Here is a 25,740-nt window from a genome sequence, read left to right as displayed (position 1 = left end):
ATGGGACTGTTCACCGGCCTGCTCCTGTTGCCCCTCGCGCCGGTCCGCGGCGTGATCTGGGTCGCCGAGAAAGTGAACGACGCGGCCGACCGGGAGCTGCACGACCCGGGTGTGATCCGGGCACAGCTCGCCGCGCTGAATCAGGAGCTGGAGGACGGCAACGTCGGCCTGGAGGAGTTCGAACGGGAAGAGGCGGAGCTGCTCGACCGGCTGTATGCCGGACAAGCCCGCCCCGCGCCGAACCATCGAAGGTGACTTACTCATGGAAGATCAGACAAAGGTGACGCTCGCCGCAGCAGTTGTGGGCGGATACGTACTCGGTCGCACGAAGAAGGGGCGCGTGGCGCTCTCCGTCGCGACCTATCTGGCAGGCAGGCGCTTCGGCCTGGAGCCGCGCCAGCTCGCCGCCGAAGGCATGCGCCGGCTGGGCGAGATGCCGCAGTTCGCCGATTTGCAGGACCAGTTGAAGGGCGAAGTCCTCGACTCCGGCAGAAAGGCACTGACAGCGGCGGCCGACAGGGGCATGAACTCACTGGCCGATGCACTCAGCGACCGGACGGCGCGGCTGGGGAAGTCCGGCGAGGAGGACGAGGACGAGGACGCGTACGAGGGCGAGTACGACGAGGACGAGCCTGAGGACGAGGAGTACGACGACGAGGAAGAGCAGCCGGAGGAGGACGAAGAGGAAGAAGAACCGGAACAGGACGACGAAGAAGAGGACGAGGAAGAAGAAGAGGACGACGAAGAAGAACCGGAGGAGGACGAGGAGGAGCCGGAGGAGCCGAAGCCGAGCCCTCGCAGGGGCAGGTCCTCCGACGAGGCTGCCGACAAGAAGGCGGCGAAGAAGCAGCCCGCTGCGAAGAAGGCTGCCGCCGAGAAGACACCGGCGAAAAAGGCCGAACCGGCCAAGAAGTCCGCACCGGCCAAGAAGACCGCTGCGAAGAAGACTGCTGCGAAGAAGCCCGCAGCGAAGAAGGCGGCACCGGCCCAGAAGAAGGCGGCGGCCAAGAAGTCGGCACCGGCGAAGAAGTCCGCAGCCGGAAAAGCGCCTGCCAAGAAGTCGGCTCCGGCCAAGAAGTCGTCGGCCAAGAAGAGCGCTTCAGGCAAGAAGGCGACGTCATCGAAGCGAACCGCGTCCCAGCGCGGCGCACGGCGGAGGTAGGCAGCTATGGCCAGGACGGACAAGGACGAGCCCGAGTCGGAAACCTCGGGCATGGACCGCCTTCGCGAGGAGCTCACGAACTTCGTGGGCGCGCAGACCGGGAAGCTCGCGCAGAAGGCCGGTGACAAGCTGACGGGTCTCACGGGGCAGCTCACCGATGTCGCCGAGAACGGCGGCTCGCTGCCGTCGATCGCCTCTCGCGTCATGCAGGGCGATTCCCCGGTGAAGGCCTTCGTCTCGGAGAAGGCAGGAAATGTCAAGGACAAAGTCGTGGACAAGGCCAAGGACACGTTCGGAGGCGGGAAGGGAAAGAGCCAGTCCGGCGGGGGGAAATCGATGAACATCATCGAGGTCCTCGACGTGGGGGTGCCACTGAGGGACGCCTACGACTACTGGACGCGTTATGACAAGTTCGGCAGCTTCACCAAGGGCGTTCAGAGCGTCTCGATGGATGAGGAGATGTCGAGCGACTGGAAGGTGAAGATCGGCCCTTCCTCGCGCGGTTTCAAGGCAACGGTCCAGGAGCAGATCCCGGACGACCGCATCGTGTGGACCTCGGAGGGAGCCAAGGGTTCCACGCGCGGTTGTGTCAGTTTCCATGAACTGGCGCCGAGCCTGACCCGGATCGTCCTCGTGATCGAGTACTACCCCTCGGGATTCTTCGAGAAGACCGGCAACCTGTGGCGGGTGCAGGGCCGGCGCATGCGTCTCGATTTCAAACACTTCCAGCGATTCGTGACGCTCACCGATGAGGAGCCCGAGGGCTGGCGCGGCGAGATCCGCGACGGGGAAGTCGTCATGACGCACGAGGAGGCCGAGGAGAAGGAGGAAGCCGAGAAGGGGGAGTCCGAGGACTCGGAAGACGAGGACGAGGAGGGCCCCGAGGAGGACGGGGAAGGAGAAGGGGAAGACGAGGAGGACGAGGAGCACGAGGAGGACGAGGAGGACGAGGAGGACGAGGAGGAGCCTGAGGACGAGTACGAGGACGAGGAGGAACCCGAGGACGAGGACGAAGAAGACGAAGAAGACGAAGACGAAGAGCCCGAAGACGACGAGGAAGAGGAACAGGAAGAGGAAGAGGAAGAAGAGGAGCCCGCCCCCAGGCGACGCGGACGGAGGGCGTCGAGGTGACCGAGCTCGACGTCGGGCCGGAGGCGTATCCCATTCCGGGGCCGCCGAACACCAACCTCGCGGACATCCTCGAACGCGTCCTCGACAAGGGCATCGTCATCGCGGGTGACATCAAGATCGACCTTCTCGACATCGAGCTGCTCACCATCAGGCTTCGCCTCTTCGTGGCCTCCGTCGATACCGCGAAGAAGGCCGGTATCGACTGGTGGGAGACGGATCCCGCGCTGAGTTCGCGCGCCGCCCGCGACTCCCTCCTGGACGAGAACCGTGAACTGCGTGAGCGTCTGGAAGCGCTCGAGTCCAAGACGGAAGAGACGTCGGACAACTGATGAGCAGGGAGAATCGAACCACATGACGGAGCGGGGTCCCGGACAGGCTTCGGACAGAAGCGCCCTCTACGTATTCGCGGTGTGCGACACACCGGATCCGGCGGTGTTCGCGGACCTGCCGGGTGTCGCGGCCGGCGAACCACTGCGCCTGCTGCGTTTCGGCGAGCTGACGGCGGTTGTCCAGACCGTCCGCGCGGCCGATTTCACGGACGAGGTGTGGCAGGCCCGTATGTCGGACCGGGAGGAGCTGGAGCGATACGCCCGCGCGCACCACGACGTGGTGTCCGCAGCCGCCGCGACGTCCCCCACCGTCCCACTCCCGCTCGCCACTCTCTACCACGGTGAGGACCGGGCCCGGCAGGCCCTTCTCGACGAGACCGTCCGGTTCAGCACCGCTCTGGAGCGGACGGCGGGCCACTCCGAATGGGGGGTGAAGGTCTACGCGGCCGATTCCCCGGCGTCCGGCCCGAGCCCCGTTCCGCTCCGGCCGGAGACGCCGGCGACGCGTGCCCGCCCGGCGCCCGGAGCCGGTCTGGCCTATCTGGAACGCAAGCGTGGAGTGCAGGCACGGCGCGAACAGCGGCATGAGGACGCGCTCCGGCTCGCCGAAACGGTGGATGCGGCCTTCGGGAACCTTGCCGCCGCCGGGCGCCGTCTGAGGCTGCACGCTCCCGAACTCGCGGGGAAGGGACGCGTCCAGGTGCTCAACGCCACGTACCTCGTGGCGGAGCACCGCGGAGCCGAACTCCGGGAGCTCGCCCGGACGTTGAGGGACGCGACCGGCGCCGGGATCGACATCTCCGGCCCCTGGGTGCCGTATTCCTTCGTCGGTGAGGTGTAGGGATGGACCGCGAGGTGGTGCCCTGGGACAACCCCGAGCCATTGAGTGGGCCCATCGGGGTGCCGCTCGTCGATCTGCTGGACAGGGTCCTGGCGACGGGCGTGGTGATCAGCGGTGACCTGGTGATCGCGATCGCGGACGTTCCGCTCGTACGGCTGTCGCTTCACGCCCTGCTCTCGTCCGTCAACGAACGCGTTCCGGCTCCCTGGGCGGACGGAGGCCCGCTGTGACCACTTCACGACTCGACGTCGACTCGGACCAGTTGGGGCGCGATCTCGTCGCCTTGGTGCTGACGGTGGTGGAACTGCTGCGTCAGCTGATGGAGCGGCAGGCCATCCGGCGTATCGATCAGGGGGACCTCACCGACAGCCAGGTGGACGAGATCGGCACCACCCTCATGCTGCTCGACCAGCGGATGGCTGAGCTCTGCGAACAGCACGGGGTTCGTCCCGAGGACCTCAACCTGGACCTGGGCCCGCTGGGAACCCTGCTGCCCCGCGACTGACGTGCTCCCGCCACCCAGGCAGGCGGAACCCGGGGCGTTCACGGAAGCAACTGGGATGACCTTGTGTCTGGGCGTTGCCGCCCCGAAGGCATATGCTCATATATGCGCACAATGTCTGCACGAGGTGTTCGTTCCGGAGGCAGCAATGATCATCATCGGAGCCATCCTTCTGATACTCGGCCTGGTGACGGGTGTCGGCGTCCTGTGGACCATCGGGATCATCCTGCTCGTGATCGGGCTCGCCCTGTGGCTCCTGGGTGCCGTGGGACACGCGGTCGGAGGCCGCCGGCATTACTGGTGATGTCACCTCGGCATGTTTGAGGTGAAGGTGGCGGGGCAAAGCCCAAGTGGCGCGGGAGCGCTCCCACGCCGGTGGAGATCCCCCCACCTCCCCTCGAGCGTTCCGTCGAAATGGAGATCACATCATGATCTGTCATGATCGCGTCAACTTAGGCGGCTGGGTGCTGCGTCTGGGTGGTGTATTCGTCGCCGCTCTTCTCTGTCTCATCCCGTGGACAGGCACCGCGAGCGCCCACGGCTCCGTCGTCGACCCGGCCTCCCGCAACTACGGCTGCTGGCTGCGCTGGGGTGACGACTTCCAGAATCCGGCCATGGAGCAGGAAGATCCCATGTGCTGGCAGGCGTGGCAGGCCGACCCGAACGCCATGTGGAACTGGAACGGGCTGTACCGCAACGGATCCGGCGGCAACTTCCCGGCTGCCGTGCCCGACGGCCAGCTGTGCAGTGGCGGCCGGGCGGAGAGCGGTCGGTACAACTCCCTCGACACCGTGGGGGCGTGGAAGACCACCGACATCACCGGTGACTTCACCGTGAAGCTGTACGACCAGGCCAGTCACGGGGCCGACTACTTCCAGGTGTACGTGACCCGGCAGGGATTCGACCCCGCGACGGAGGCGCTGGGCTGGGCTGACCTGCAGCTGGTCGCGGAGACGGGCAGCTACGCCCCCAGTCAGAACTACGAGATTCCCGTGAGCACCTCGGGGCTCAGCGGCCGTCATGTGGTCTACACGATCTGGCAGGCGTCGCACATGGACCAGACGTACTTCCTCTGCAGCGACGTGAACTTCACCTGACCCTGAACCACCGCGTTCCCGACCCGGACCTCGTCGGCCGTTCCTGGCCGGCGGGGTCATCGGGCACCGCGCGTCGAGCGTGTGTACGTCCGTCAGGTGATCGATTGGCGGTCCGGTCGGTGCCGTCCTAACGTCGATGAGTGAACGTTTCCGTTCTCCCCTGACTTGTTTGGCGTCTAGTGCTATGACCGGATCGCAAGCGAAGTCTGCGCCTGTCGCCGGATCCCCCGAGCGGGGCCGCGGCAACGGGATCGCCCTGCTCGTCATCGCCTCCTGCCAGCTGATGGTGGTCCTTGACGTCACCATCGTGAACATCGCCCTGCCGCACATCCAGTCCTCCCTCGGTTTCTCGACCGAGAGCCTGTCGTGGGTGATCAACGCCTACACCCTGACCTTCGGCGGGCTGCTTCTGCTCGGTGGGCGGCTGGGCGACATACTCGGGCGCCGCAGAGTCTTCATCTTCGGTGTGCTGCTCTTCGTGGTGGCATCGCTGCTGGGCGGCCTCTCGCAGGATTCCTGGCAACTGCTCGCGGCGCGTGCCCTGCAGGGGGTCGGCGGGGCGATCGCCTCACCGACCGCGCTCTCCCTCATCACCACGACCTTTCGCGAAGGACCCGAGCGGAACCGGGCGTTCGGCGTGTTCGCCGCGGTGTCGGCGGGCGGCAGCGCGATCGGTCTGCTCGCCGGCGGTCTGCTGGTCGAGTGGCTCGACTGGCGCTGGGTGCTCTTCGTCAACATACCCATCGGCCTGCTGATCGCTCTCGGAACGCCCCGCCACATCAAGGAGTCCGAGCGGCACCCCGGTCACTTCGACCTCCTCGGGGCCCTCACCTCGACCCTGGGCATGGTGCTGCTCGTCTACGGCTTCATCCGGGCCTCCGAGGACGGCTGGAGCGACAGCCTGACCATCGCCTCCTTCGGCGCCGCCGTGGTCTTCCTCCTGGCCTTCCTGGCCGTCGAGCGCCGGTCGAGGCAGCCCATCACGCCCCTGCGCATGTTCAGCGACCGAAACCGCTCCGGTGCCTACGCGATGATGCTGAGCCTGGCCGCCGCCATGTTCGGCATGTTCTTCTTCCTGACCCTCTTCGTCCAGAACATCCTCGACTTCAGCCCGCTGCGCGCCGGTCTTGCCTTCCTGCCCGTGAGCGCGATCATCGCCATCAGCGCCGGTCTCGCCTCACGGCTGCTGCCCCGGTGGGGCCCCAAGCCCTTCATGGTGGCGGGCGCGATCCTGGCCGCTGTGGGACTCGCCTGGCTCACGCAGACCGATGTCCACAGCACCTACCTGGGCAGCATCCTCGGCCCCATCCTGGTCTTCGGGTTCGGTATGGGCATGCAGTTCGTGTCACTGACGCTGATGGCGGTCTCGGGTGTGGCGCCGAGAGAAGCGGGGGCCGCGTCCGGAGTCCTCAACGCCACCCAGCAGGTCGGCGGTTCCCTGGGGCTGTCCATCCTGGTCACGGTCTTCGGCACGGCCAGCCGCGACGAGGCGACGGATCAGATACCTCGTTTCCTGGCCGAGGCGACTCCCGCGCAGCAGCTCGAGTTCCGCAGAACGGGTGAGCTCCCGGCGCCGTGGGGTGACCAGGTCCTGGCCTCCGGTGTCTCCAGCGCGTTCATCGCCGCCGCCGTCTTCTCCGTCGTCGCGGCTCTGGTGGCTCTGCTGGTCATCCAGGTCCGGTCCTCCGACCTTGAACGCCTGCGGGGCGGCGGGGCCATGGGCCCGCCCGTGGCCGAGCAGGACGCTCCGGAGCCGGCCGGGGGCGGAGTGGACGCGGATCCGGGCCGCGCCGGCGACGCACGCGACGCCGGAGTTCCGACACGGAAACGAGACGGAGGCGAAGGTTCCCCTCCACTTGGATAGGGTGCCGTTCGCCATCAGTGTCCTTCGGGGGAGATACAAGTAGATGAGTGGTCAGCAGCAGGACCGGGGCAACGGCTCCCAGATCTTCCAGCCACTGGCGGGGGACGACCCGGCCACGATCGCCGGATACCGGATCGCGGCCAAGCTCGGCGCGGGCGGGATGGGCAAGGTCTACCTGTCGTACACGCCCGGCGGGCGGCCCGTGGCGATCAAGGTGATCCGCCCGGAATTCGGCGAGGACGCGGAATTCAGGCGCCGCTTCGCCCAGGAAGTGCAGTCCGCGCAGCGGGTGCAGGGACTCTTCACCGCGCCCGTGATCGACGCCGACACCGAGGGCACGCAGCCGTGGCTCGCGACCGCGTACGTGCCCGGCCCCTCCCTCGCCGACGCGGTCGCCGCGCACGGCGCACTGCCCGTACAGGCGGTGCTCCTGCTGATCGCGGGCATGGCGGAGGCCCTCCATGTCATCCACGGCGCGGGCATCGTCCACCGCGACCTGAAACCCTCCAACGTGCTGCTCGCCGCCGACGGTCCCCGGGTCATCGACTTCGGCATCGCCTACGCGGCCGACGCGACCTCCCTCACCGGCAGCGGGGTGACCATCGGCACGCCGTCGTTCATGGCACCCGAACAGGCCGCCGGGCGCAAGGTGACCCCGGCCACCGACATCTTCGCCCTCGGCCAGGTGGCGGCGTACGCGGCGACGGGCGCCCCGGCCTTCGGCGAGGGGACCTCGCACGGAGTGCTCTACCGGATCGTGCACGAGGAACCGGACCTCACCGCGGTCCCGGAGCGGCTCACGGAGCTCGTCACCCGTTGCCTCACCAAGGACCCCGCGGGCAGGCCGTCGATCGCCGAGATCATCGAACTGTGCCGCACCGCGAACGCGGAGACGGTCCTGCGCCGGCCCGAGGACTGGCTTCCCGCGCCGGTGGCCGCCGACATCACCGTGCGCGCGGCCGCTCCCGCTCCGGTCCAGACCCCACCGCCCCCGGCCACCGCCCCGGGAGCGGCGTACTCTCCCACCGCGCCCGCCTCCCCGGCACCGGTCACGCGGGTCCCGGCCACGCCGCCCCCGGGATTCGGGCCGCCGCAGCCCTACCCGCCCCATCAGCCGCAGCACCCCACGCAGCCGTCCGGTGCGCAGGGCCACGCCTACGCACCCACCCAGCACCCCTCGCCTTCGCAGTCGTATCCCGCGGCCGGGCATCCCGTGCCCGCCCCTGTGAACCAGGCCGCCGCGCCGAAGAAGGGCACGGGCAGGCGCGCCCTGCTCATCGCTTTCGCGGCCGCGCTGGTCTTCGGCATCGCGGGCGGTGGCACGGCCTACCTGCTGAGCAAGGACGACGAGAAGCGGACGCAGGGCGGGAGTTCGCCCCAGGGTGGGCAGAAGGAGACCGCGAGCGGGGCGCCGGCACCGGACGCGAAGCCCGCGGACACCCCGGACGACGACGCGGAGGAGAAGCCGGCCCCCGAGCCCGCCGAGTACAACGGCATCGACCTCACCGCCGGCTACCACCTGACCCTCGCTGACGAGGACGTACGGCCCCAGGAAGGCGAGGACGCCGGGTACGAACTCTCCTACGACACGGGCGGATACCTCGACGCGGAGAGCACCGACGGAAAGCTGGTGCTGCTCGACCCGTCCCAGGAGGGTTCGCTCGAGGCGTGCCGGGCGGACACCAGGTTCACCGAGAACATCGACACCGAGAAACTGTCGAAGGGCCGTCAGGTCTGTGTGTTCACGGGCAGCGGCCACATCGGTCTCGTGACGGTGCAGGGCTTCTCGGCAGAGGACTCACCGAGCAAGTACATGACTCTGGACCTGACGGTCTGGCGCAACGCGGGCGTCTGACGGGCCGCACCGGCGGGCGGCGGGGTGCCGGGGCCCCACCGCCCCTCTGCGACCGAAGCGGACGTCAGGCCAGATTCACGAGACGGATGTAACGCACCCAGTCCCAGTGGTCCCCGGGATCCGTGTGGTCGCTGCCGGGTACCTCGTGATGTCCGATGATGTGCGCGCGGTCCTTGGGCAGGCCGTAGCGGTCGCAGATGCCGGCGGTGAGACTCGCCGACCGCTCGTACATCGTGTGGGTGAAGTACGACGGCTGGTCGACCCAGCCCTCGTGCTCGATGCCGATACTGCGCGTGTTGTAGTCCCAGTTCCCCGCGTGCCAGGCGACGTCCCGCTCCCGCACGCACTGGGCCACGAGCCCGTCCCCCGAGCGCACCACGAAATGGGCGGAGACCTCGCTGCGCGGGTTCTGGAAGATGCCGATCGTCTCGGTGAACGTCTGCTGGGCGACATGGATGATGACGCGGTCGACGGAATACTCCGAAGGGCGGCTCGCCGCCGTGTAGTTGGAAGTGGACGCCGGAGCCCACTGGGCGCCGGGGTGGTCGGTGTCCGCCGTCGGCACGGCCGTGGCGCGGGCCGAAGCCGGTAGGAGCGCCGCGGTGGCCGTCACCGCGGCGCTCTGAAGAATCCGTCTGCGCTGCATCGGTGCTCCTGTGCGATGGACGTGTGTCCGGTCTACGGCACAACACGCCCTGCCCCACCCGTACGGTTCCGCCCCGGGGAAGGACCGTACGCGAAGGGGCACAACGGCGACCCGCGCGTCCTGGCCCTCAGGAGCCGGACCGCACCCCGGCGAGGGCGGCCGCGGGATCGTCCTCCGCCGGGCCTGCGGGGACCCACCTGCCGCGCTCCTCGGCGTACGGCCACCAGCGCCCGTCGGGACCGTACCGCAGCTGCGCACCGGAACCGACCACCGTCCAGCGGTTGTCGGCGGCACGGAGCCGCGGGCCCTCACCCTCCTCCCACGCGGCGGCGAGCTGCGCCCGGGCACGCGCGAGTTCTTCGGGGCCCGGCAGCCACTCCCCGTCGTACACCGCCAGCGCGGCCGTCCCGCCGTACCGCCAGGCCCGTACCGCGGCGTCGAGGCCGGCCGGTCCGCGCCCGGCCGCCGCGCCGAGGCGGACCGCGAGGCGGGCGTCGGGCCGGCCGTCGGCAGCCAGCCGTACGGCGTCCTGCTCCGGCGTCAGCACGGCCGCCAGGGGCTGCTGTCCGTGCCCCGCCGCCAGCGCCTCCGCGAGCATCGCGAAAGCCCGCACGGCGCTGTCCGCAGCCAGGAACTCCAGAGCCGAGGGGTCGACGCCTTCCGCCGGATCCGTCTCCGTGTCCAGCGACGGCGGCACACCCGGCTCCGCCGGCAGGGGCGGGGGAGGGGGCAGCGGCGGCAGGATGTCCCGCGCCGCGTACGCCTCGTCGGCCCGCACCCCGCGCGACGCGGGACCGCTCGCCGGACTCACGGCCGACGGCTCGTCAGCCGCCCAGGGAACCGCACGGGCCGCGCTGCGCACCTGCAACTCGTCGAGCAGCCGCCGCTCGTCGCGCCCCCGCAACAGCAGCAGCACGAAAGGGTCCTGGTCGAGCAGCCGCGCCACCTGGTAACACAGGGCACCCGTATGCGGACAGTGGTCCCAGGCCTCACAGCTGCACTCCGGCTCCAGGTCACCGATGCCCGGCAGCAGGTCGAGACCGGCGGCGGCCGCGTCCTCCACCAGGTGCGGCGGCATCTCACGGTCGAGCAGGGCGGCGATGTGTCCCGACCGTTCGGACGCCATGTCCAGGAACCTGTCCCACTCCTCCCCGGTCAGCTCCTGGAGCAGCACATCACTGCGGTACGCAGTCGCGTCGCGGTCCTGCACGACCGCAGTGATCCTGCCGGGCCGGACGGAGACCGCGCCGACCCCGCCCTCCCGGGCCAGCCTCCGGCCCTTCTTGAGCTGCTGACCGTCGAGTGCGGTGTCCTCCAGGGCCTTCAGCCACGCCCGCCCCCACCAGGAAGAGGCGAATCCCCGGCCCTGCGCGGCCGGCAGCGCGGCGAATGTGCGCTCCGGCTCGTAACCCTCGTTCATCGTGCGCCCCCTCGCAGGCCGACCAGCTCGGCCAGCTCCGCATCGCTCAGTTCCGTCAACGCGGCCTCGCCGCTGCCGAGTACCGCGTCCGCGAGCCCCTGCTTCCGTGCCAGCATGGCGGCGATCCGGTCCTCGACGGTGCCCTCGGCGATCAGCCGGTGCACCTGCACCGGCTGGGTCTGCCCGATCCGGTACGCACGGTCGGTGGCCTGTGCCTCCACCGCCGGATTCCACCAGCGGTCGAAGTGCACCACATGACCGGCCCGGGTGAGGTTGAGCCCCGTACCGGCTGCCTTGAGCGACAGCAGGAAGACCGGAACCTCGCCTGCCTGGAACCGGTTGACCATGGCCTCCCGCTCGGCGACCGGCGTGCCGCCGTGCAGGAACTGGGTGGGGATCCCGCGCGCCGCCAGATGCTGTTCCAGGAGCCGGGCCATCTGTACGTACTGGGTGAACACCAGCACCCCGGCGCCTTCGGCCAGGATCGTGTCGAGCAGCTCGTCCAGCAGCTCCACCTTCCCCGAACGGTCCACGATCCGCGGCTGTTGCTCCTTGAGGTACTGCGCCGGGTGGTTGCAGATCTGCTTGAGCGCCGTCAACAGCTTCATGACCAGCCCGCGCCGGGCGAAGCCGTCCGCGCCGGAGATCTCCTGGAGCGTCTCGCGTACCACCGCCTCGTACAGGCCGGCCTGTTCCGCCGTGAGCGACACGGCGCGGTCGGTCTCCGTCTTCGGCGGAAGCTCCGGAGCGATTCCCGGGTCGGACTTGCGGCGCCGCAGGAGGAACGGGCGGACCAGCGAGGCGAGCCGCTCGGCCGCGGCGGGGTCGTTGCCCCCCTCCACCGCGCTCGCGTATCGCGTGCGGAAGGTGCCGAGCCGCCCGAGCAGCCCGGGAGTCGTCCAGTCGAGGATGGCCCACAGCTCGGACAGGTTGTTCTCCACCGGCGTGCCGGTGAGGGCGACACGGGCCCGCCCGCCGACGGCGCGCAGCTGCCTCGCCGTCGCGGAGTGCGGGTTCTTGACGTGCTGCGCCTCGTCGGCGACGACGATGCCCCAGGGCGTCTGCGCCAGGCGGGCGGCGTCGAGGCGCATGGTGCCATAGGTGGTGAGCACGAACTCGCCGTCCACCAGGTCTTCCAGCGAGCGCGACCCGCCGTGGAAGCGACGCACCGGTGTCCCCGGGGCGAACTTCTCGATCTCCCGCTGCCAGTTGCCCATCAGGGAGGTGGGGCACACCACGAGCGTGGGCCCGGCAGCGGATTCGACGCCCTGACGGTGCAGATGCAGGGCGATCAGTGTGATCGTCTTGCCGAGTCCCATGTCGTCGGCGAGGCAGCAGCCGAGGCCGAGTGAGGTCATGGTGTGCAGCCAGTTGAGGCCGCGCAGCTGGTAGTCGCGCAGACTCGCGTCGAGTCCCTCCGGCTGTCCGACCGCCCGGCGGTCCTCCGACTCGGGGTGGGCGATCCTCGCACGGAGCTGCTCGAGCCAGCCCGTGGCCGCCACCTCCACCCGGTGCCCGTCGACATCGGTGGTTCCCGTCAGCACGGCCCCCAGCGCGTCGATGGGGGTGACCTTGCGGTCCTGGGTCCCGCGGGCCCTGCGGGCGTCCTCAGGGTCGATCAGCACCCACTGGTCACGCAGTCTGACCAGGGGCCTGCCCGCCTCCGCCAGCTGGTCGAGTTCCGCGCGGCTCAGGTTGCTGCCGCCCAGTGCGAACCGCCAGTCGAACGCCAGCAGTGCGTCGGCCGACAGGAAGGACGGATTGGCTCCTCCCGTCCGCGCGGCTGCCCCGGCGTCGTCCTGCGGCCCGATCACCGCACGCGCGGTGAGCTTCCTCGACAGCTCTCTGGGCCAGTGCACCTGGACACCCGTCGCGGCGAGCGCCCTGGCCGCCGGGCCCAGCAATTCGGCGATCTCCTCGTCGGCAGGCTCGACCGCGTCCGGAACCGCAGCCGACAGAAGGGGCGCCAGCGGGGGCCAGGCACGGGCGGCGCGCCGCAGGGCGAGCAGGGCGTCCATGCGGGCGCGCGGACCGAACAGTGCGGCGGCGGGGGACCGATCCGCCCACACGTCCGCCGCGTCGGCGACGCGGGCGGGGTCCTGGACGCTGTGGATCTGCAGGACCGCGCGGAACGAGGGGACGCTGCCGGTGCCCTTCACGCCCTCCGCGTCGACCTCGTCGCCGAGTCCCGAGACCTCGACGCGGAGCGAGAGCCGCACGCCCGCGTCGTGACCGGCCGCGACGTCGGCCGCCCACGGCCGGAGCGCCGGCAGATGCTGCGCCTCCCGTGCGGCGAACGCCGGTGCGCCCGTGGCCAGTCCGGCCGCCGGGGTGCGTGGGAGTCCGTCCACCACCGCGTCGAGGAACGACCGCAGCAGCGACTCCGGTTCGGCGAGCATCACGGGTTCGGCCGCGGGGTCGAGAGGCACGGCATGAGCCGCGGGCGGCATGGAGGCCGCCAGCACCCGGATCCGCTCCAGATCGTCGGCAGTCAGCGGGCCGGCCCGCCAGGCATCGCGATCGGTGCGGCTCAGGCCGGGCAGCAGCAGCCCGCGCGCCGCGAGTTGGAGCGCGAGGACTCCGGCAGCGCCCCAGAACGCCGCGGAAGGGGAGGAGAGGGAGCCGGCCCGCGCCCGTGTCAGGAGCGGCAGCGCGTCCCGCACGGGCATCGTCAACGCCGGGACCGTACAAGGGCGGAGGTCGCCTCCGACGACCGTCAGCTCCGCCGGACTCCCTGCTTCACCGGGAGGGGTGCTACCGTCCGCATTCCAGAACGCGATCAGGCCGGTACGGGCCGGATCCGCGGGGAGGAAGACTGCGGAGCAGCGGGACAGTTCGGAGATCTCGTTGAGCGTTGCCGCAGGGAGCCTGTGCACAGCGATGTCAGATTCCTCAAATTTGACTAGTGAGCCCGGGGTTCGCCGAGGGTACTCCACCCACGGCCCGTTCCGGGAGGAATGCCCAGTGATCCACCTCACTCATTTCTGCCTTCTGAAGCTTGGGGTACAGCCCGCGTCACCACCGGACAGGGGGTTTCCCCCCGCATGACCGGGGTGATGGCGCCATGGCTGCCGCAGGCCCGTTCTCCGTACGTTTGACGAGGTCAGCGCAGATGCCCAGAAACCGGAGACGTCATGCCCCAGGCGGTAGCAGCCACCGTTGCGCAACACATAGGCGACGGATCGGAGGGTCCGGCGGCCCCGCCGGCCACCGGAAGTGATTTCGCACCGCTCCTGAAGACCGTCAGGGGGCAGGGGCTCCTGGAACGGCGCACGGGCTGGTACGCGGCGGGGATCGCCGCCAACCTCGTCGCGCTCGGAGCCGTGATCACCGGCATGGTGCTCCTCGGCGACACCTGGTGGAGCCTGTTCCTCGCCCTGCCGCTGGCCGTCCTGTGGACCCGCACGGCGTTCTTCGGGCACGACGCGGGCCATGCCCAGATAACCGGCGACCGCAAGGCCGGCCGGATCGTCGGTCTCGTCCACGCCAATCTGCTCCTCGGAATGAACGAGGCCTGGTGGAACGACAAGCACGTACGCCACCACGCCAACCCCAACCACATAGACAAGGACCCCGACGTCGGGGTGGGCGCCCTGGTGTGGACCCAGAAGCAGGCCGCCCAGCGCGAGGGCTTCGCCCGCTGGCTCACCCGCAACCAGGCGCGGCTCTTCTTCCCGATGCTGCTCCTCGAAGGCATCGCCCTCAAGATCTACGGCTTCCAGTTCCTGCGGCGGCAGCCCGCCCGTGAGCGCGCACTGTCCGGCCTCCTGCTGACCGGTCACCTCGCGTTGTACGCCACGCTGCTCCTGACCGTCATGTCCCCGGGCAAGGCCGTCGTCTTCGCCCTGGTGCACCATGCTCTCTTCGGTCTCCACCTGGGTATGGCCTTCGCTCCGAACCACAAGGGCATGGAGATGCCGGACCCCGACGGTGACCGCTGGGGGCACCTTCAGCGCCAGGTCCTCACCTCGCGGAACGTGAAGGGCGCCGTCCTCACCGACTGGTTCCTCGGCGGCCTGAACTACCAGATCGAGCACCACCTCTTCCCGAGCATGCCCCGCCCCCATCTCCGCCTCGCCCAGCCGCTGGTGAAGGCACACTGTGCCTCGATCGGGATGCCGTACGCGGAGACCGGCATCATCGAGTCCTACCGGCAGGCGCTGGAGCACATGCACGAGGTCGGCGAGCCGCTCCGGTAGACCGTCGCGGTGCTCGTGCCGCGAGACCGGAACCGACGGAGCCTCGCAGGCGTTCTCTCATCAGGAGCGGCCCGGGCCGCGGAGGAGGCACAGATCATGTCGAACGGCGCAAAGATCGCCATCGGGGGAGTTGTCGCAGCAGTCGTCCTGATTCCGTTCATCGGATTCTGGTGGTCGCTGCTGGTCCTCGTCGGCGTACCCACGATCGGATACCTGATGCTCGACCCGTCGCAGCGGCGCAGACTCCGCAGGATCAGCCGTAAGGAGATCGGACGCTGAACAGCACAGTCACCGCCGTCAGCAGCAACGGCGAGTACTCCTTCACCAAGCCGAACAGGGCCGGCGTCACGCTTCTCGCCGGACTCGGTGTGGAGGGCGACGTCCACGCCGGGGTCACGGTGAAACACCGCTCGCGGGTCGCCCAGGACCCGACGCAGCCCAATCTGCGTCAGGTGCACCTCATCCACCAGGAGCTCTTCACCGAGCTGAGGGACGCGGGATTCGTCGTCGGCCCGGGCGACCTCGGGGAGAACATCACCACCAGCGGGATCGACCTCCTCTCGCTCCCCGTGGGCACGCTGCTCCACCTCGGCGGCGAAGCCGTCGTCGAGGTGACCGGCCTGCGCAATCCCTGCCTGCAGATCGACAACTTCCAGGACGGACTCCTCAAGCAGGTCGTGGGCCGCGCGGACGACGGCACCGTCGTCCGCAAGGCCGGAATCATGGGCGTCGTCACGACGGGCGGAGTCGTGCGGCCCGGCGACGCGGTCGAGGCCGAACTGCCCGTCGGGCCGCACCGTCCCCTGGAGCGTGTGTAGTACACACGGGCCTCGCCGGGCGAGCCCGGCGAGGCCCGTGTGCGCGGTACGGATCAGGACGGCCGGACGGCCAGTTCGTCGAGCGACTCCAGCAGGCCCGGCAGCTCCGGGCCGCGGCCGACCGGAATGATCTCGCCCGGCTCCTCGTCCAGCAGGACGAACGCGATGTCGTCGGTCCTGGCCACCAGGGACCAGCCGGGGCCGTCGGCGCGCAGCGTCCGGGCCCCGCCAGGGGCGAACGCGGAGCGGATCCGGCCGGGCGGAGGCGGGGACTCGACATAGGCCCGGGCCGCTTCGAGTGCCCTGCGTACGCCGGGGTGCTGACCTGAAGCCACGGGCTCCGCCGTGCTCCTCGTTTCCCCGGCCAGGGGCCCCCGGGAGGGGCCCTCGGTCTCCGGAGCTTTCCCGGCGGGGGCCTCGGTGCCCGGAGCTTGCCCGGCAGGGGCCTCACCGTCCGGAGTGGGCTCCTCGGACCGGCCGAACGCGGTCTCGTCGTCGACCTGCTCGCGCCACGCGGCCCACTGCAGGGCGATCTCGTCCGCGCCGAGACGCCTCTGCGGAGCCCCCCAGACCTCGGTGTCCGGCGGCGTCAGGGGCGCCGGCCCCTTCTCGTCCGGGCCGGGCAGCGGATCATGAGGCTCGGGGACGCCGGGCGCGGCGACCGCCAGTGCGAGTGGCCAACCCGGGAGCGCGCAGACCACCGAGCGGTCGTCGGGGGAGAGGTCGTACTCCATCCCGCAGTCCCACGAGGCGATGGCGACAGCCACCAGCGAGACGTCCTCCACGACCACCGTCCACCGGGCGCCGGCGCTGTCCTGGCCGAGCACGAGGCCGTACCCCTCGGCGTACGGCACGAGCCCGAGTGCGGCGCACGCGGCCACGTAGTCGTCTCCGAGCGCGCTGGGGAACTGCGCCGGGGTCAGCAGCACCGCGGTCAGCACAAACAGCGCGTCGTCGTCGGCGACCGTGTCGTCCGTCGCAGCCACAGCACCCACCCTCATCCTGATCGCTTGGTCCGTCGGCGCACCTTACTACTCGGTAACCCTGTCGTCGAGGCCCTGACAAGCGATAGCGGCCACGTACCCGGAGCACACCTCCGGCCACCGGGGCACGCCGAAACGCCCCTCGTGCCGTGGTGCCGGCCCGGCCGACGCACGTAGGGTTATGGCTCCGGCCGACGAGGGGGACAGCGTGGTGGAGCGGTTCGAACGCCTGAAGGAAATCCAACGGCTGGACCCGGAACGGGACTTCCTGGAGATCTACCGGCTCACCGTGTCGTACGAGTTCCCCTGGGACATCACCCGCGCTCTCGAACTCGCCCTGTACCGCACGTACGCCGTCCCCAGCATCGGCCGACTGCTGTCGGAGACAGGGGAACTGACGGAACGTTCACAGAAGAGGTACGACGACACCGCACTTCTTCTCGACGCCGTCGTCGAGCACGGTTTCGACAGCGAGGAGGGCCGGACAGCCGTCCGCCGGATCAACCGGATGCACCGCAGTTACGACATCAGCAACGACGACATGCGCTATGTGCTCTGCACCTTCGTCGTCACCCCCAAACGCTGGCTCGACACGTACGGCTGGCGCAGGCTGTCCGGCCACGAACTGCGGGCCTTCGCCGCGTACTACCGCACACTCGGCGCCCGGATGGGCATCCAGGACGTGCCACAGACGTACGAGGACTTCGAGAGCGTGCTGGACTCGTACGAGGAGGCGCACTTCGGCTGGGACGAGGGCGCACGCGCGGTCTCCGACGCCACCCTCGCCCTGATGGGCTCCTGGTACCCGCGCCCGCTCGCCCCCGTGGTCCGCGGAGCCAGCCTGGCTCTGCTGGACGACTCGCTGCTCCGGGCGTTCCGGTACGAGCGGCCGGGCCCCCTCGCCCGGGGGCTGACCCGAGGGGCCCTGCGTCTGAGGGCCCGCGCCGTACGGCTCATGCCGCCGCGGTCGGCTCCTCATTACGCCCGCCAGAACCCGGAGATCAAGGGTTACCCGGACGGCTACGAGGTGGCGGGGCTGGGCACGTTCCCCACACCGGGCGTGCGCGGCTGCCCCGTGCCGCACGGACGACCCTCGGACGAATCCGCCGAGTAACCGGGAGCACGGCTGACGCGAGGGCGGGGCCGTCAGCGCCCGGAGGGGATCGCTCAGCCGGCCCGAACGGCCAGTGCCAGGAATCGGCTCTCCTCGTCGGTGTAGGCGTCCAGCCGCCAGCCCGCGTCCGCCAGCAGGGGCGTAAGGCGGCGCTCAGCCCTGAGATCGTCGTCCGAAAGGGTCCGGCCGTGCCGCGCGGCCAGCGCGGCACGGCCTATGGGGTGGAACAGCGCGAGCCGGCCACCCGGACGCACGACCCGCGCCAGCTCCGAGAGCCCTTGGGCGGGGTGCGGGAGATGCGAGATCAGCCCGGCGGCGAAGACGGCGTCGAGGGACCCGGCGCGCAGCGGGAGCCGCGCGGCGTCGGCCAGCAGCAAGGCGCCGCTCGCGGCCCTTCCCGCCCGCCGGGCCGCATCCAGCATCGAGGGCGTCAGGTCGGCGGCGAGGACCGTCCCACCGGTCCCGACGGCCGCGCGCAGCGCCGCCAACGCGCGCCCGGTACCGCACCCCGCGTCGAGCACGGCGTCGCCGGGACGCAGACCGAGCTCCCCGACGGCGACGGCGAAAGCCGGCCCGTCGTGGGGGAAACGGCTGTCCCAGTCCGCTGCCCGCGCGGAGAAGAAGTCCTGTACGTGTGTCCGGTCGTCGCCCATACGGACATGATCGCGCAGCCTGCATCCGGGCGGAACGGCCTGAAGCGGTGCACACGTTCGAACGTTGCCTGATCGTTCGGGAACATCTCTCTGTCATATTCCAGCACCTTTCGAAATGCGCCCCTGGTGTGCGCCCCGGTGCGGGCTAGCGTCCCGGATCCATGGGACACCTGGACCACGCCACCTTCGGCTGGCTTACCCCCGTGCTGTCGTACGCGATGGCAGCGGTCGGCGCCGCACTCGGACTCCGCTGCACCGTGCGCGCGCTCGGCACCGGCGGCCGTGCGCGCCGGAACTGGCTCCTCACAGCGGCGTCCGCCCTCGGCACCGGCATCTGGACGATGCACTTCGTCGCCATGCTCGGGTTCGGCGTCACCGGCACCGACATCCGCTACGACGTGCCGCTCACCCTCCTCAGCCTGCTGGTCGCCATGCTGGTGGTCGGGGCGGGAGTCTTCACCGTCGGCTACGGCCGCGACCGCACCCGGGCCCTGTTCGTCGGCGGCCTCACGACGGGCCTCGGCGTCGCGAGCATGCACTACCTGGGCATGGCCGCGCTGCGCCTCCACGGCACCGTCACCTACGACCCGCTGCTGGTGACCGTCTCCGTCGTCATCGCCGTCGTCGCCGCCACCGCGGCCCTGTGGGCCGCGCTCCACATCAGGTCACCCGGGGCGGTGGCCCTCGCGTCGCTCGTCATGGGCGCGGCGGTGAGCAGCATGCACTACACCGGAATGCTGGCGGTCGGCGTACGGGTCGCACCGTCGGGAGCCGAACTCCCCGGAGCCACGGTGATGCAGTTCATCTTCCCGCTCGCCGTCGGTCTCGGCTCCTACCTCTTCCTGACCTCGGCGTTCGTCGCACTCTCCCCGCCCGCCCGGAACCACGCGGCCGAGGAGCCGGTCGCGGCCCCCGAGGACGCCTCCGCCGAACGGCCCGCCGGGGCGGCCGCCACCTGACGGCCACCGGATCCTCAGCTCACCTGCCGTACACGGCGATTCGGGACACGTAGCTCCCCACCCGGAACGAGGAGGCCATGCGCACACCCCGTAGGACGACCCCGGACCCCGGCACGCAAGCGGGCCGGTCCGTGACACCGCCGCGCGGACGGCGCGCACACGCCGGACCGCCCGCGGACGAACGTCCCGAGCCCGAGGCGAAGCCGCCTTCTCCCGCCGGTCCCGGGGCGGGACGCGGGTCCCTGCGCCCCCGGACCGTACGGGCGAAGATCATCTCCCTCCTCATGGTGCCTGTCGTCTCACTGCTGGCCCTCTGGGGACTCGCCACCGTCACCACGGCACAGGACGTGGCACGCCTGCGTGAGGTCCAGCGCGTGCACAGCACCGTGCGGGCCCCGGTGGCGGCCGCCGTCGGCGCGCTGCAGAGCGAACGCACGGCGGCACTGCGTCAGCTGGCCGCCCCGGGCACCGGGCACGCCGGGGCCTTAAAAGAGCGGGCCGAGCACACGGACAAGGCACTTGGCGCACTTCGCCTGGGTGACGCGCACACCGTCGCCGACGCAGGCATCCTCTCCACGGGAGCCGCCGGCCGGCTGAGTACGTTCCTGGAGCGGGCGCAACGCCTGAGCACCCTCCGCACCGGAATCCTGGACCCTTCCGAGAGCGATTCCGGCGCCTCCCGGGCCACCGACGACGTGACGGGGACCGTGTACGCGCGGTACACCGACACCATCACCGCGGCCCTCGGCGTCACCGGAGCCCTGACCGGCGCACAGGACGCCGAAACGGGCTCCGAGGCACGTGTTCTTCACGAACTGGACCGGAGCGGGGAGATGCTGGCCCGCGAGGAGGCCCTGCTGGCGTCGGCTCTGCTGACCGGCACGCTCGACGGGGAACAACTGCGCCTGTTCACCGGCGCCGTGGCGACCCGCCGGGCTCTGGCGGGGTCGGCGGGAACCGATCTGCCGACCACCGGACGGGCAGCCTGGCGTGCACTCACCGACCGCACCGCCTACCGACGGCTCACGGCGGCAGAGGACACCGTGCTGACCGCACCCCCCGGCCGCCGCGCGGCAGAGGCGGTGCCCGCCGCGGTCTGGGAGCGGGACGTGGCGACGGTACGCACGGAACTGCGCGCCATCGGTACACCGGCCGGCGGCCACGCCCCCGACCGCGCGGGCCCCTTCACGCGTGCGTTGTCCAGCCCGGCGGGGGCAGCGGTCCTGCTCGGATTCCTCGCAGTCGCCGCCTCGTTGGTGATCTCCGTACGGATCGGCCGCGCGCTCGTCGTCGAACTCGTCGGCCTCCGGGACGGCGCGCTGGAGATCGCCCGGCACAAGCTTCCCCACGCCATGCGGCGACTGCGCGCCGGTGAGGAGATCGACGTACGGGCCGAGGCGCCGCCCGGACGGACGTCCCACGACGAGATCGGGCAGGTGGGGGAGGCACTGGGTATCGTGCACCGTGCGGCCCTCGACGCCGCGGTCGAACGTGCCGAGCTCGCCGGCGGCATCTCCGGGGTCTTCGTCAACCTGGCCCGCCGCAGCCAGATCCTCGTCCACCGTCAGCTCGCACTCCTCGACGGCATGGAACGCCGTACCGACGACCCGGGTGAACTCGGTGACCTGTTCCGCCTCGACCACCTCACCACCCGCATGAGACGGCACGCCGAAAGCCTGATCATCCTCTCCGGTGCCGCACCGGGGCGCGCCTGGCGGACGCCCGTGCCGCTGACCGACGTCGTCCGCGCGGCGGTCTCGGAGATCGAGGACTACGCACGTGTGGAGGTCCGGGCGCTGCCCGACGCAGGCGTGCACGGCACGGCGGTGGCCGACCTCACCCATCTGCTGGCCGAACTCGTGGAGAACGCGGCCCAGTTCTCACCACCGCACACCAAGGTGCGGATCAGCGGAGAACCCGTGGGCAACGGTTACGCCCTGGAGATCGAGGACCGCGGGCTCGGCATGGGCAAGGAACTGCTCGACGAGGCGAACCGCCGCATCGAACGGTCCGAGGCGCTCGACCTCTTCGACAGCGACCGGCTCGGCCTCTTCGTGGTGAGCAGGCTCTCCGCCCGTCAGGGGGTCAAGGTCCAGCTGCGCACCTCTCCGTACGGGGGCACGACCGCCGTGGTCCTGCTGCCGACCGCCCTGCTCAGGAGCGGACTCCCGGCCGGCCCGGCGGACGACGCGGCCCGGACGACGACGGTGGCCAGGGACGACGACGGGCCCGGGCCCGAGAGGCTCGCCCCGCAGCCCGCCGCCCGGTCCTGCCCCACCGCGTTTTCCGCACCTGCCGCAGTGCCCGCCCTGGAGCGGGATTCGGGGGTGCGTGCGGGGACCGGACCGGCCCCGGTGACCACCTTGCACCGCCGCCCTCGCTCCACCGAGGAGGACGGCGAGCTGCCCCGGCGCGTCCGCCAGGCCAGTCTCGTACCCCAACTGCGTGAGCAGCCGAAGCCGGAGGAGTGCGAGCCGCACCCCGAGGGAGGGCCCACGGTGGGGCGCACCCCCGAACAGGCCCGTGACCGCATGACCGCCTACCGGGAGGGGTGGGCCCGCGGGGGTGGCGGAGCGCCGGGGCGCGGTCCTTCGGGCCGCTCCACACCCGTGTTCCCGTTCCGTCGGCACACCGAAGGAGAGCAGACATGATGGTGAACGAGAGACCCGGACGGGCCTCCCGCGGTTCCGGTGAACTCGACTGGCTGCTTGACGACCTCGTCGCGCGGGTGGCCGAGATCCGGCACGCTGTCGTCCTCAGCAACGACGGCCTGGCGGTGGGCGCCTCCCTGGCGCTGAGCCGTGAGGACGCGGAACACCTCGCGGCCGTGGCCTCGGGCTTCAACAGCCTGGCCAAGGGCACGGGACGGCACTTCGGCGTCGGGGGTGTGCGTCAGACCATGGTCGAGATGGACGACGGCTTCCTGTTCGTCGCCGCCGCCGGGGAGGGCTCCTGCCTCACCGTCCTGAGCACGGCGTTCGCGGACATCGGCCTCGTGGCCTACGAGATGGCGCGTCTGGTGAAGCGGGTGGGCGAACACCTCGCCGCCCCCGTGAGGCTCGCCGGGCCACCGGCGACGGGCTGAGGACGGCTCGTGCGGATGAACGAGGGCGGACTGCCGCCGGCAGACATGGGCGGAGCGCTGCCGGGCGCCGTGGGCGGGATGCCGCCGGGACGCACGGGCGCGGCGCCGCCGGACGACGGATCCGTACCGCCGGGCAGTCAGTGGTACGACGCCGAGGCGGGCCCGCTGGTCCGCCCCTACGCCGTCACCGGAGGCCGGACGCAGCCGGGGCCCAGCGGGGTCCGATTCGACCTGATCGCACTCGTGGCGGCCGCCGACGGAGCGGCGGCCGGCCATCAGGGTGAGGCGCTGCTGGGCCCGGAACACCGGGCGCTGCTCGTCCTGTGCCGCGACGAGGTCCAGTCCGTCGCCGAACTGGCCGCCGACGCCGATCTGCCCGTAGGGGTGGTGCGGGTGCTCCTCGGGGATCTGCTCGAGGCCGGCTGTATCCGGGTCAGCAGACCCGTCCCGCCCGCCCAACTCCCCGACGAGCGCATCCTGCGCGAGGTGATCGACGGTCTACGGGCGCTCTGAAGGCTTCGGTAGTTGTCGCGCGTACCACCTACTCGGGACGGATAGCGACCGCATCCGGGCATTGCGCGAACCGGTCCGGACACATAAGTCAAAATCCGTTCATTGTCTTCGGCGACCGCCTCTGATTGTCATGCTGTCGCCCCTACCGACGGCACTCGCGGGAGAAGTGATCGATGTCCTCCGAGCATGTGGACAGCACAGACCAGGAAGAGGCCGGGGACTCCACGGCCCTCGCCCTGAAGATATTGGTCGCCGGCGGCTTCGGAGTCGGCAAGACGACCCTCGTCGGCGCGGTGAGCGAAATCCGTCCGTTGCGGACCGAGGAACTGCTGAGCGAGGCCGGACAGTCCGTCGACGACACCGGTGGGGTGGATCAGAAGACCACCACCACGGTCGCCATGGACTTCGGGCGGATCACCATCCGGTCCGGACTGTCGCTCTACCTGTTCGGCACGCCCGGGCAGGACCGCTTCTGGTTCCTCTGGGACGAACTGTCCCAGGGTGCGCTCGGAGCCGTCGTCCTGGCCGACACCCGGCGGCTCGAGGACTGCTTCCCGGCCGTCGACTACTTCGAGCACCGGCGCATTCCGTTTGTCGTCGCTGTCAACTGCTTCTCGGGCGCGAGGACCTACGCGGAGGACGACGTCTCGCGCGCACTGGATCTGGACCGGGGCACCCCCGTCGTCCTGTGCGACGCGCGTGACCGTGCCTCCGGGAAGGAAGTCCTGATCCGCATGGTCGAGTACGCGGGGCGGATGCACACCGCGCGGCTCCTCGACTCGGTCGGCCAGGCTGTCGGCCCGGCTTGAGACGGGCGCCCCGGCAAGGTCATCGGTGTCCACGCCGCAGCCCCACCGCCCACCCCGGGGGCCGGGCTGACGGTGGCGCGAAGCAACGCCCCCGCGGCCGGGAGGCGCTTGCCCGCAGGAGGCCCGTACGCAAGGCTTGTGCGACAGGCGGGGGAACGGATGAACGGGGAGGACGAGCACATGGCGCTGGACCGGGGACTTGACTGGCTCCTTGACGATCTCACCAGCCGGGTGGAGCACATCCGGCACGCGCTGGTGCTGTCGAACGACGGGCTGGTGACCGGGGCCAGCACAAGCCTGGCCCGGGAGGACGCGGAGCACCTCGCGGCCGTCTCGTCCGGGCTGCAGAGCCTGGCCCGCGGATCGGGGCGTCACTTCGGTGCGGGAAGAGCACGCCAGACCATGGTGGAGTTCGACGAGGCGCTGCTGTTCGTGACGGCGGCCGGGGACGGCAGCTGCCTGTGCGTACTGACGGCCGCCGAGGCCGATGTCGGCCAGGTCGCCTATGAGATGACCCTGTTGGTCAATCGAGTGGGTGAGCACCTCGGTGTGACGGCCCGGTAGGCAGGCCCGACAGGAATCGAGACCCCCGGACCACCTCTGACCTGCGCTTTCTATGGACCTCCAGGAGTTGTCCACAGGCTCTGCGGGTATTTCCTCCCCGCGCTACCGTGGTCACAGAGAGTATTCGACCTCACGGGGGAGGACGGCCATGACCGTTACGGAAGCCACCCGCACGCCCGCCGCCGACGCGGCGGCGGCGGAGGCCAGGAGCCTGTCCGCCGGACGCGCGGCTCAGGAACTGGCCTTGAAGCGGGGAGAGTTCGATCTCGCCGTCCATCTGGGACTGATCCGTGCGGAGCCGGCGACGACCGGGGCGAGGCCCCGGATCCGTCAGCAGGAGATCGACCGGCTGCGCGGGCTGGCGGGATTTCCCGGCTCGCTCCGGGACCGGGTGCGTACGGCGGGCACGGCGGAGGGCGCCACACTCCTCGGAGTCAGTCCCGCGCGCTTCACCGGCCTGGCCCGCATCGGGTGCGTCTCACCGGTCGCGTTCTACCTGAACCGCTACCGCGCGGTGGTCTGGCTCTATCTGGTGGACGAGCTCCTCGCCTTCGCCGCGAGAGAGCCCGGTCTGATCGGCGGGAAGAGCCCGGCGGGGATGCGGGCCATGCTGGAGGGCGGCACCGACTGGCGTGCGCGCAACTGGCGTTCACGCAGGATCGACCGCCTCCTGAGCCGCGCCGAGGACCCCTGGACGCGCGCGGCCCTGCAGGCCTGCGCCCTGGACCCCGTCCAGCTGGCAGAGGTGGTCGAGGACCCCTACGAGCGGGCCTACCTGGCGCGTATGAAGCCGGAATCCGCCTTCGGACGCCCGGGGTCCGTGTCCGGGAGGGAGGCCATGACGAAGCTGATGCCGGCGGATGACCCGGACGAAATCCTCTGGCGTCGGGTGAATCTGACGCTGGAGCTGGAACAGGCGCGTGCTTCGCGCCCCGCGCCGCGACCCGGATACGACCCCGCGATCCGCCCCGCTCCGATCGGCCCCGCACCGATGCGCCCGGCGGGGCGGCCGGTGACCGCACGGCCGGGCCCGGACCGCCCAGCACCGGCATTCGGGCATCGCGGCCCGGCGACCCGCCACCCTGGCGGGAGCCCCGGCGCCGGGCGGAGGCTGCTCGACAGGCTGGGGCTGCGCAGGCCGGGGGGCGTTGATCGATAAAAGGGATTGTGCGGGGCCGTCCGCTCAGGCATCTTGG

The 25,740-nt window shown here is 70.6% G+C and carries 27 protein-coding genes; 22 read left to right on the top strand and 5 right to left on the bottom strand.

Annotated elements, in window-relative coordinates; translation table 11 throughout:
- The 11 genes from ACZ32T_RS32325 (at position 1) to ACZ32T_RS32275 (ending at position 8,781) form a co-directional block, all read left to right on the top strand.
- The gene (locus ACZ32T_RS32325) at positions 1–255 is read left to right on the top strand and encodes a gas vesicle protein GvpG (protein WP_362930336.1); all 255 of its coding nucleotides are present in this window, start codon (positions 1–3) and stop codon (positions 253–255) included.
- Positions 256–262: 7 nt separating this feature from the next.
- The gene (locus ACZ32T_RS32320) at positions 263–1,162 is read left to right on the top strand and encodes a histone protein (protein WP_467370685.1); all 900 of its coding nucleotides are present in this window, start codon (positions 263–265) and stop codon (positions 1,160–1,162) included.
- Between the two features lie 6 nt (positions 1,163–1,168).
- Positions 1,169–2,293 (top strand): SRPBCC family protein, encoded by a 1,125-nt coding sequence (locus ACZ32T_RS32315; RefSeq protein WP_467370682.1) that lies wholly within the window; start codon positions 1,169–1,171, stop codon positions 2,291–2,293.
- A complete protein-coding gene (locus ACZ32T_RS32310; protein WP_467270919.1) occupies positions 2,290–2,622 on the top strand; it encodes a gas vesicle protein in 333 nt (110 codons plus the stop codon). The genes ACZ32T_RS32315 and ACZ32T_RS32310 overlap by 4 nt, the downstream gene beginning before the upstream one ends.
- Positions 2,623–2,644: 22 nt before the next feature.
- Positions 2,645–3,463: a GvpL/GvpF family gas vesicle protein gene (locus tag ACZ32T_RS32305; RefSeq protein ID WP_467370680.1), complete on the top strand. Its 819-nt coding sequence runs from the start codon at positions 2,645–2,647 to the stop codon at positions 3,461–3,463.
- A 2-nt stretch (positions 3,464–3,465) separates the two neighbouring features.
- Positions 3,466–3,693, top strand: coding sequence for a gas vesicle protein (locus ACZ32T_RS32300; protein WP_356710907.1), 228 nt, complete (start codon positions 3,466–3,468; stop codon positions 3,691–3,693).
- On the top strand, positions 3,690–3,968 hold the full coding sequence (locus tag ACZ32T_RS32295) for a gas vesicle protein K (RefSeq protein ID WP_104782631.1): 279 nt from the start codon (positions 3,690–3,692) through the stop codon (positions 3,966–3,968). The genes ACZ32T_RS32300 and ACZ32T_RS32295 overlap by 4 nt, the downstream gene beginning before the upstream one ends.
- 145 nt (positions 3,969–4,113) lie before the next feature.
- On the top strand, positions 4,114–4,269 hold the full coding sequence (locus tag ACZ32T_RS32290) for a DUF6131 family protein (protein WP_167748664.1): 156 nt from the start codon (positions 4,114–4,116) through the stop codon (positions 4,267–4,269).
- A gap of 124 nt (positions 4,270–4,393) precedes the next feature.
- Entirely contained in the window at positions 4,394–5,062 is a 669-nt protein-coding gene (locus ACZ32T_RS32285; protein WP_467270914.1) for a lytic polysaccharide monooxygenase auxiliary activity family 9 protein, read from the top strand.
- Between the two features lie 184 nt (positions 5,063–5,246).
- Positions 5,247–6,926 carry an MFS transporter gene (locus tag ACZ32T_RS32280; RefSeq protein ID WP_467370678.1) on the top strand — a complete coding sequence of 560 codons (1,680 nt, stop codon included), beginning with the start codon at positions 5,247–5,249 and terminating at the stop codon, positions 6,924–6,926.
- 43 nt (positions 6,927–6,969) lie between these two features.
- On the top strand, positions 6,970–8,781 hold the full coding sequence (locus ACZ32T_RS32275; protein WP_467370676.1) for a serine/threonine-protein kinase: 1,812 nt from the start codon (positions 6,970–6,972) through the stop codon (positions 8,779–8,781).
- Positions 8,782–8,845: 64 nt separating this feature from the next.
- Here ACZ32T_RS32275 and ACZ32T_RS32270 read toward each other — a convergent pair whose 3' ends face one another.
- From ACZ32T_RS32270 to ACZ32T_RS32260, 3 genes are all read right to left on the bottom strand, one after another.
- Positions 8,846–9,427: an N-acetylmuramoyl-L-alanine amidase gene (locus tag ACZ32T_RS32270; RefSeq protein WP_467370674.1), complete on the bottom strand. Its 582-nt coding sequence runs from the start codon at positions 9,425–9,427 to the stop codon at positions 8,846–8,848.
- Between the two features lie 127 nt (positions 9,428–9,554).
- On the bottom strand, positions 9,555–10,847 hold the full coding sequence (locus tag ACZ32T_RS32265; protein ID WP_467370671.1) for an SWIM zinc finger family protein: 1,293 nt from the start codon (positions 10,845–10,847) through the stop codon (positions 9,555–9,557).
- Entirely contained in the window at positions 10,844–13,723 is a 2,880-nt protein-coding gene (locus tag ACZ32T_RS32260; protein WP_467370669.1) for a DEAD/DEAH box helicase, read from the bottom strand. Before ACZ32T_RS32260 ends, ACZ32T_RS32265 begins: the two co-directional genes overlap by 4 nt.
- A gap of 258 nt (positions 13,724–13,981) precedes the next feature.
- Here ACZ32T_RS32260 and ACZ32T_RS32255 point away from each other — a divergent pair, with 258 nt between their 5' ends.
- The 3 genes from ACZ32T_RS32255 to ACZ32T_RS32245 all read left to right on the top strand — a co-directional run bounded on the left by ACZ32T_RS32255 (position 13,982) and on the right by ACZ32T_RS32245 (position 15,864).
- On the top strand, positions 13,982–15,046 hold the full coding sequence (locus ACZ32T_RS32255; protein WP_467270902.1) for a fatty acid desaturase family protein: 1,065 nt from the start codon (positions 13,982–13,984) through the stop codon (positions 15,044–15,046).
- 96 nt (positions 15,047–15,142) lie between these two features.
- Positions 15,143–15,325, top strand: a complete 183-nt coding sequence (locus ACZ32T_RS32250; protein ID WP_467270900.1) for a hypothetical protein — start codon at positions 15,143–15,145, stop codon at positions 15,323–15,325.
- Positions 15,322–15,864 (top strand): MOSC domain-containing protein, encoded by a 543-nt coding sequence (locus ACZ32T_RS32245; RefSeq protein ID WP_467370736.1) that lies wholly within the window; start codon positions 15,322–15,324, stop codon positions 15,862–15,864. The genes ACZ32T_RS32250 and ACZ32T_RS32245 overlap by 4 nt, the downstream gene beginning before the upstream one ends.
- Before the next feature lie 53 nt (positions 15,865–15,917).
- Here the strand turns inward: ACZ32T_RS32245 and ACZ32T_RS32240 are convergent, their stop codons facing one another.
- Positions 15,918–16,850, bottom strand: a complete 933-nt coding sequence (locus ACZ32T_RS32240) for a hypothetical protein (RefSeq protein WP_467370666.1) — start codon at positions 16,848–16,850, stop codon at positions 15,918–15,920.
- A gap of 205 nt (positions 16,851–17,055) precedes the next feature.
- On the opposite strand from ACZ32T_RS32240, the gene ACZ32T_RS32235 reads away from it, so the two are divergent.
- Positions 17,056–17,961: an oxygenase MpaB family protein gene (locus tag ACZ32T_RS32235; RefSeq protein WP_467370734.1), complete on the top strand. Its 906-nt coding sequence runs from the start codon at positions 17,056–17,058 to the stop codon at positions 17,959–17,961.
- A 53-nt stretch (positions 17,962–18,014) separates the two neighbouring features.
- Here the strand turns inward: ACZ32T_RS32235 and ACZ32T_RS32230 are convergent, their stop codons facing one another.
- The gene (locus ACZ32T_RS32230; RefSeq protein ID WP_467370664.1) at positions 18,015–18,614 is read right to left on the bottom strand and encodes a class I SAM-dependent methyltransferase; all 600 of its coding nucleotides are present in this window, start codon (positions 18,612–18,614) and stop codon (positions 18,015–18,017) included.
- 161 nt (positions 18,615–18,775) lie between these two features.
- Between ACZ32T_RS32230 and ACZ32T_RS32225 the strand changes: the two genes are divergently transcribed.
- The 7 genes from ACZ32T_RS32225 (at position 18,776) to ACZ32T_RS32195 (ending at position 25,703) form a co-directional block, all read left to right on the top strand.
- A complete protein-coding gene (locus ACZ32T_RS32225) occupies positions 18,776–19,573 on the top strand; it encodes an MHYT domain-containing protein (protein ID WP_467370660.1) in 798 nt (265 codons plus the stop codon).
- Between the two features lie 77 nt (positions 19,574–19,650).
- Positions 19,651–22,224 (top strand): sensor histidine kinase, encoded by a 2,574-nt coding sequence (locus tag ACZ32T_RS32220; protein ID WP_467370657.1) that lies wholly within the window; start codon positions 19,651–19,653, stop codon positions 22,222–22,224.
- Positions 22,221–22,658, top strand: coding sequence for a roadblock/LC7 domain-containing protein (locus ACZ32T_RS32215; protein WP_467370655.1), 438 nt, complete (start codon positions 22,221–22,223; stop codon positions 22,656–22,658). The genes ACZ32T_RS32220 and ACZ32T_RS32215 overlap by 4 nt, the downstream gene beginning before the upstream one ends.
- Positions 22,659–22,736: 78 nt before the next feature.
- Positions 22,737–23,171: a DUF742 domain-containing protein gene (locus tag ACZ32T_RS32210; RefSeq protein ID WP_467370731.1), complete on the top strand. Its 435-nt coding sequence runs from the start codon at positions 22,737–22,739 to the stop codon at positions 23,169–23,171.
- A gap of 173 nt (positions 23,172–23,344) precedes the next feature.
- Entirely contained in the window at positions 23,345–23,980 is a 636-nt protein-coding gene (locus ACZ32T_RS32205) for a GTP-binding protein (protein ID WP_467274028.1), read from the top strand.
- 180 nt (positions 23,981–24,160) lie between these two features.
- Entirely contained in the window at positions 24,161–24,544 is a 384-nt protein-coding gene (locus ACZ32T_RS32200; protein WP_351281271.1) for a roadblock/LC7 domain-containing protein, read from the top strand.
- Between the two features lie 148 nt (positions 24,545–24,692).
- Complete coding sequence (locus ACZ32T_RS32195; protein WP_467370653.1) at positions 24,693–25,703, top strand: DUF6397 family protein; 1,011 nt, start codon at positions 24,693–24,695, stop codon at positions 25,701–25,703.
- Positions 25,704–25,740 lie beyond the last annotated feature (37 nt).

This window comes from Streptomyces sp. NPDC023573, assembly GCF_055559735.1.
The sequence above is the reverse complement of the archived record's forward strand: the minus strand, read 5'-3'. Positions and strand labels throughout refer to the sequence as shown.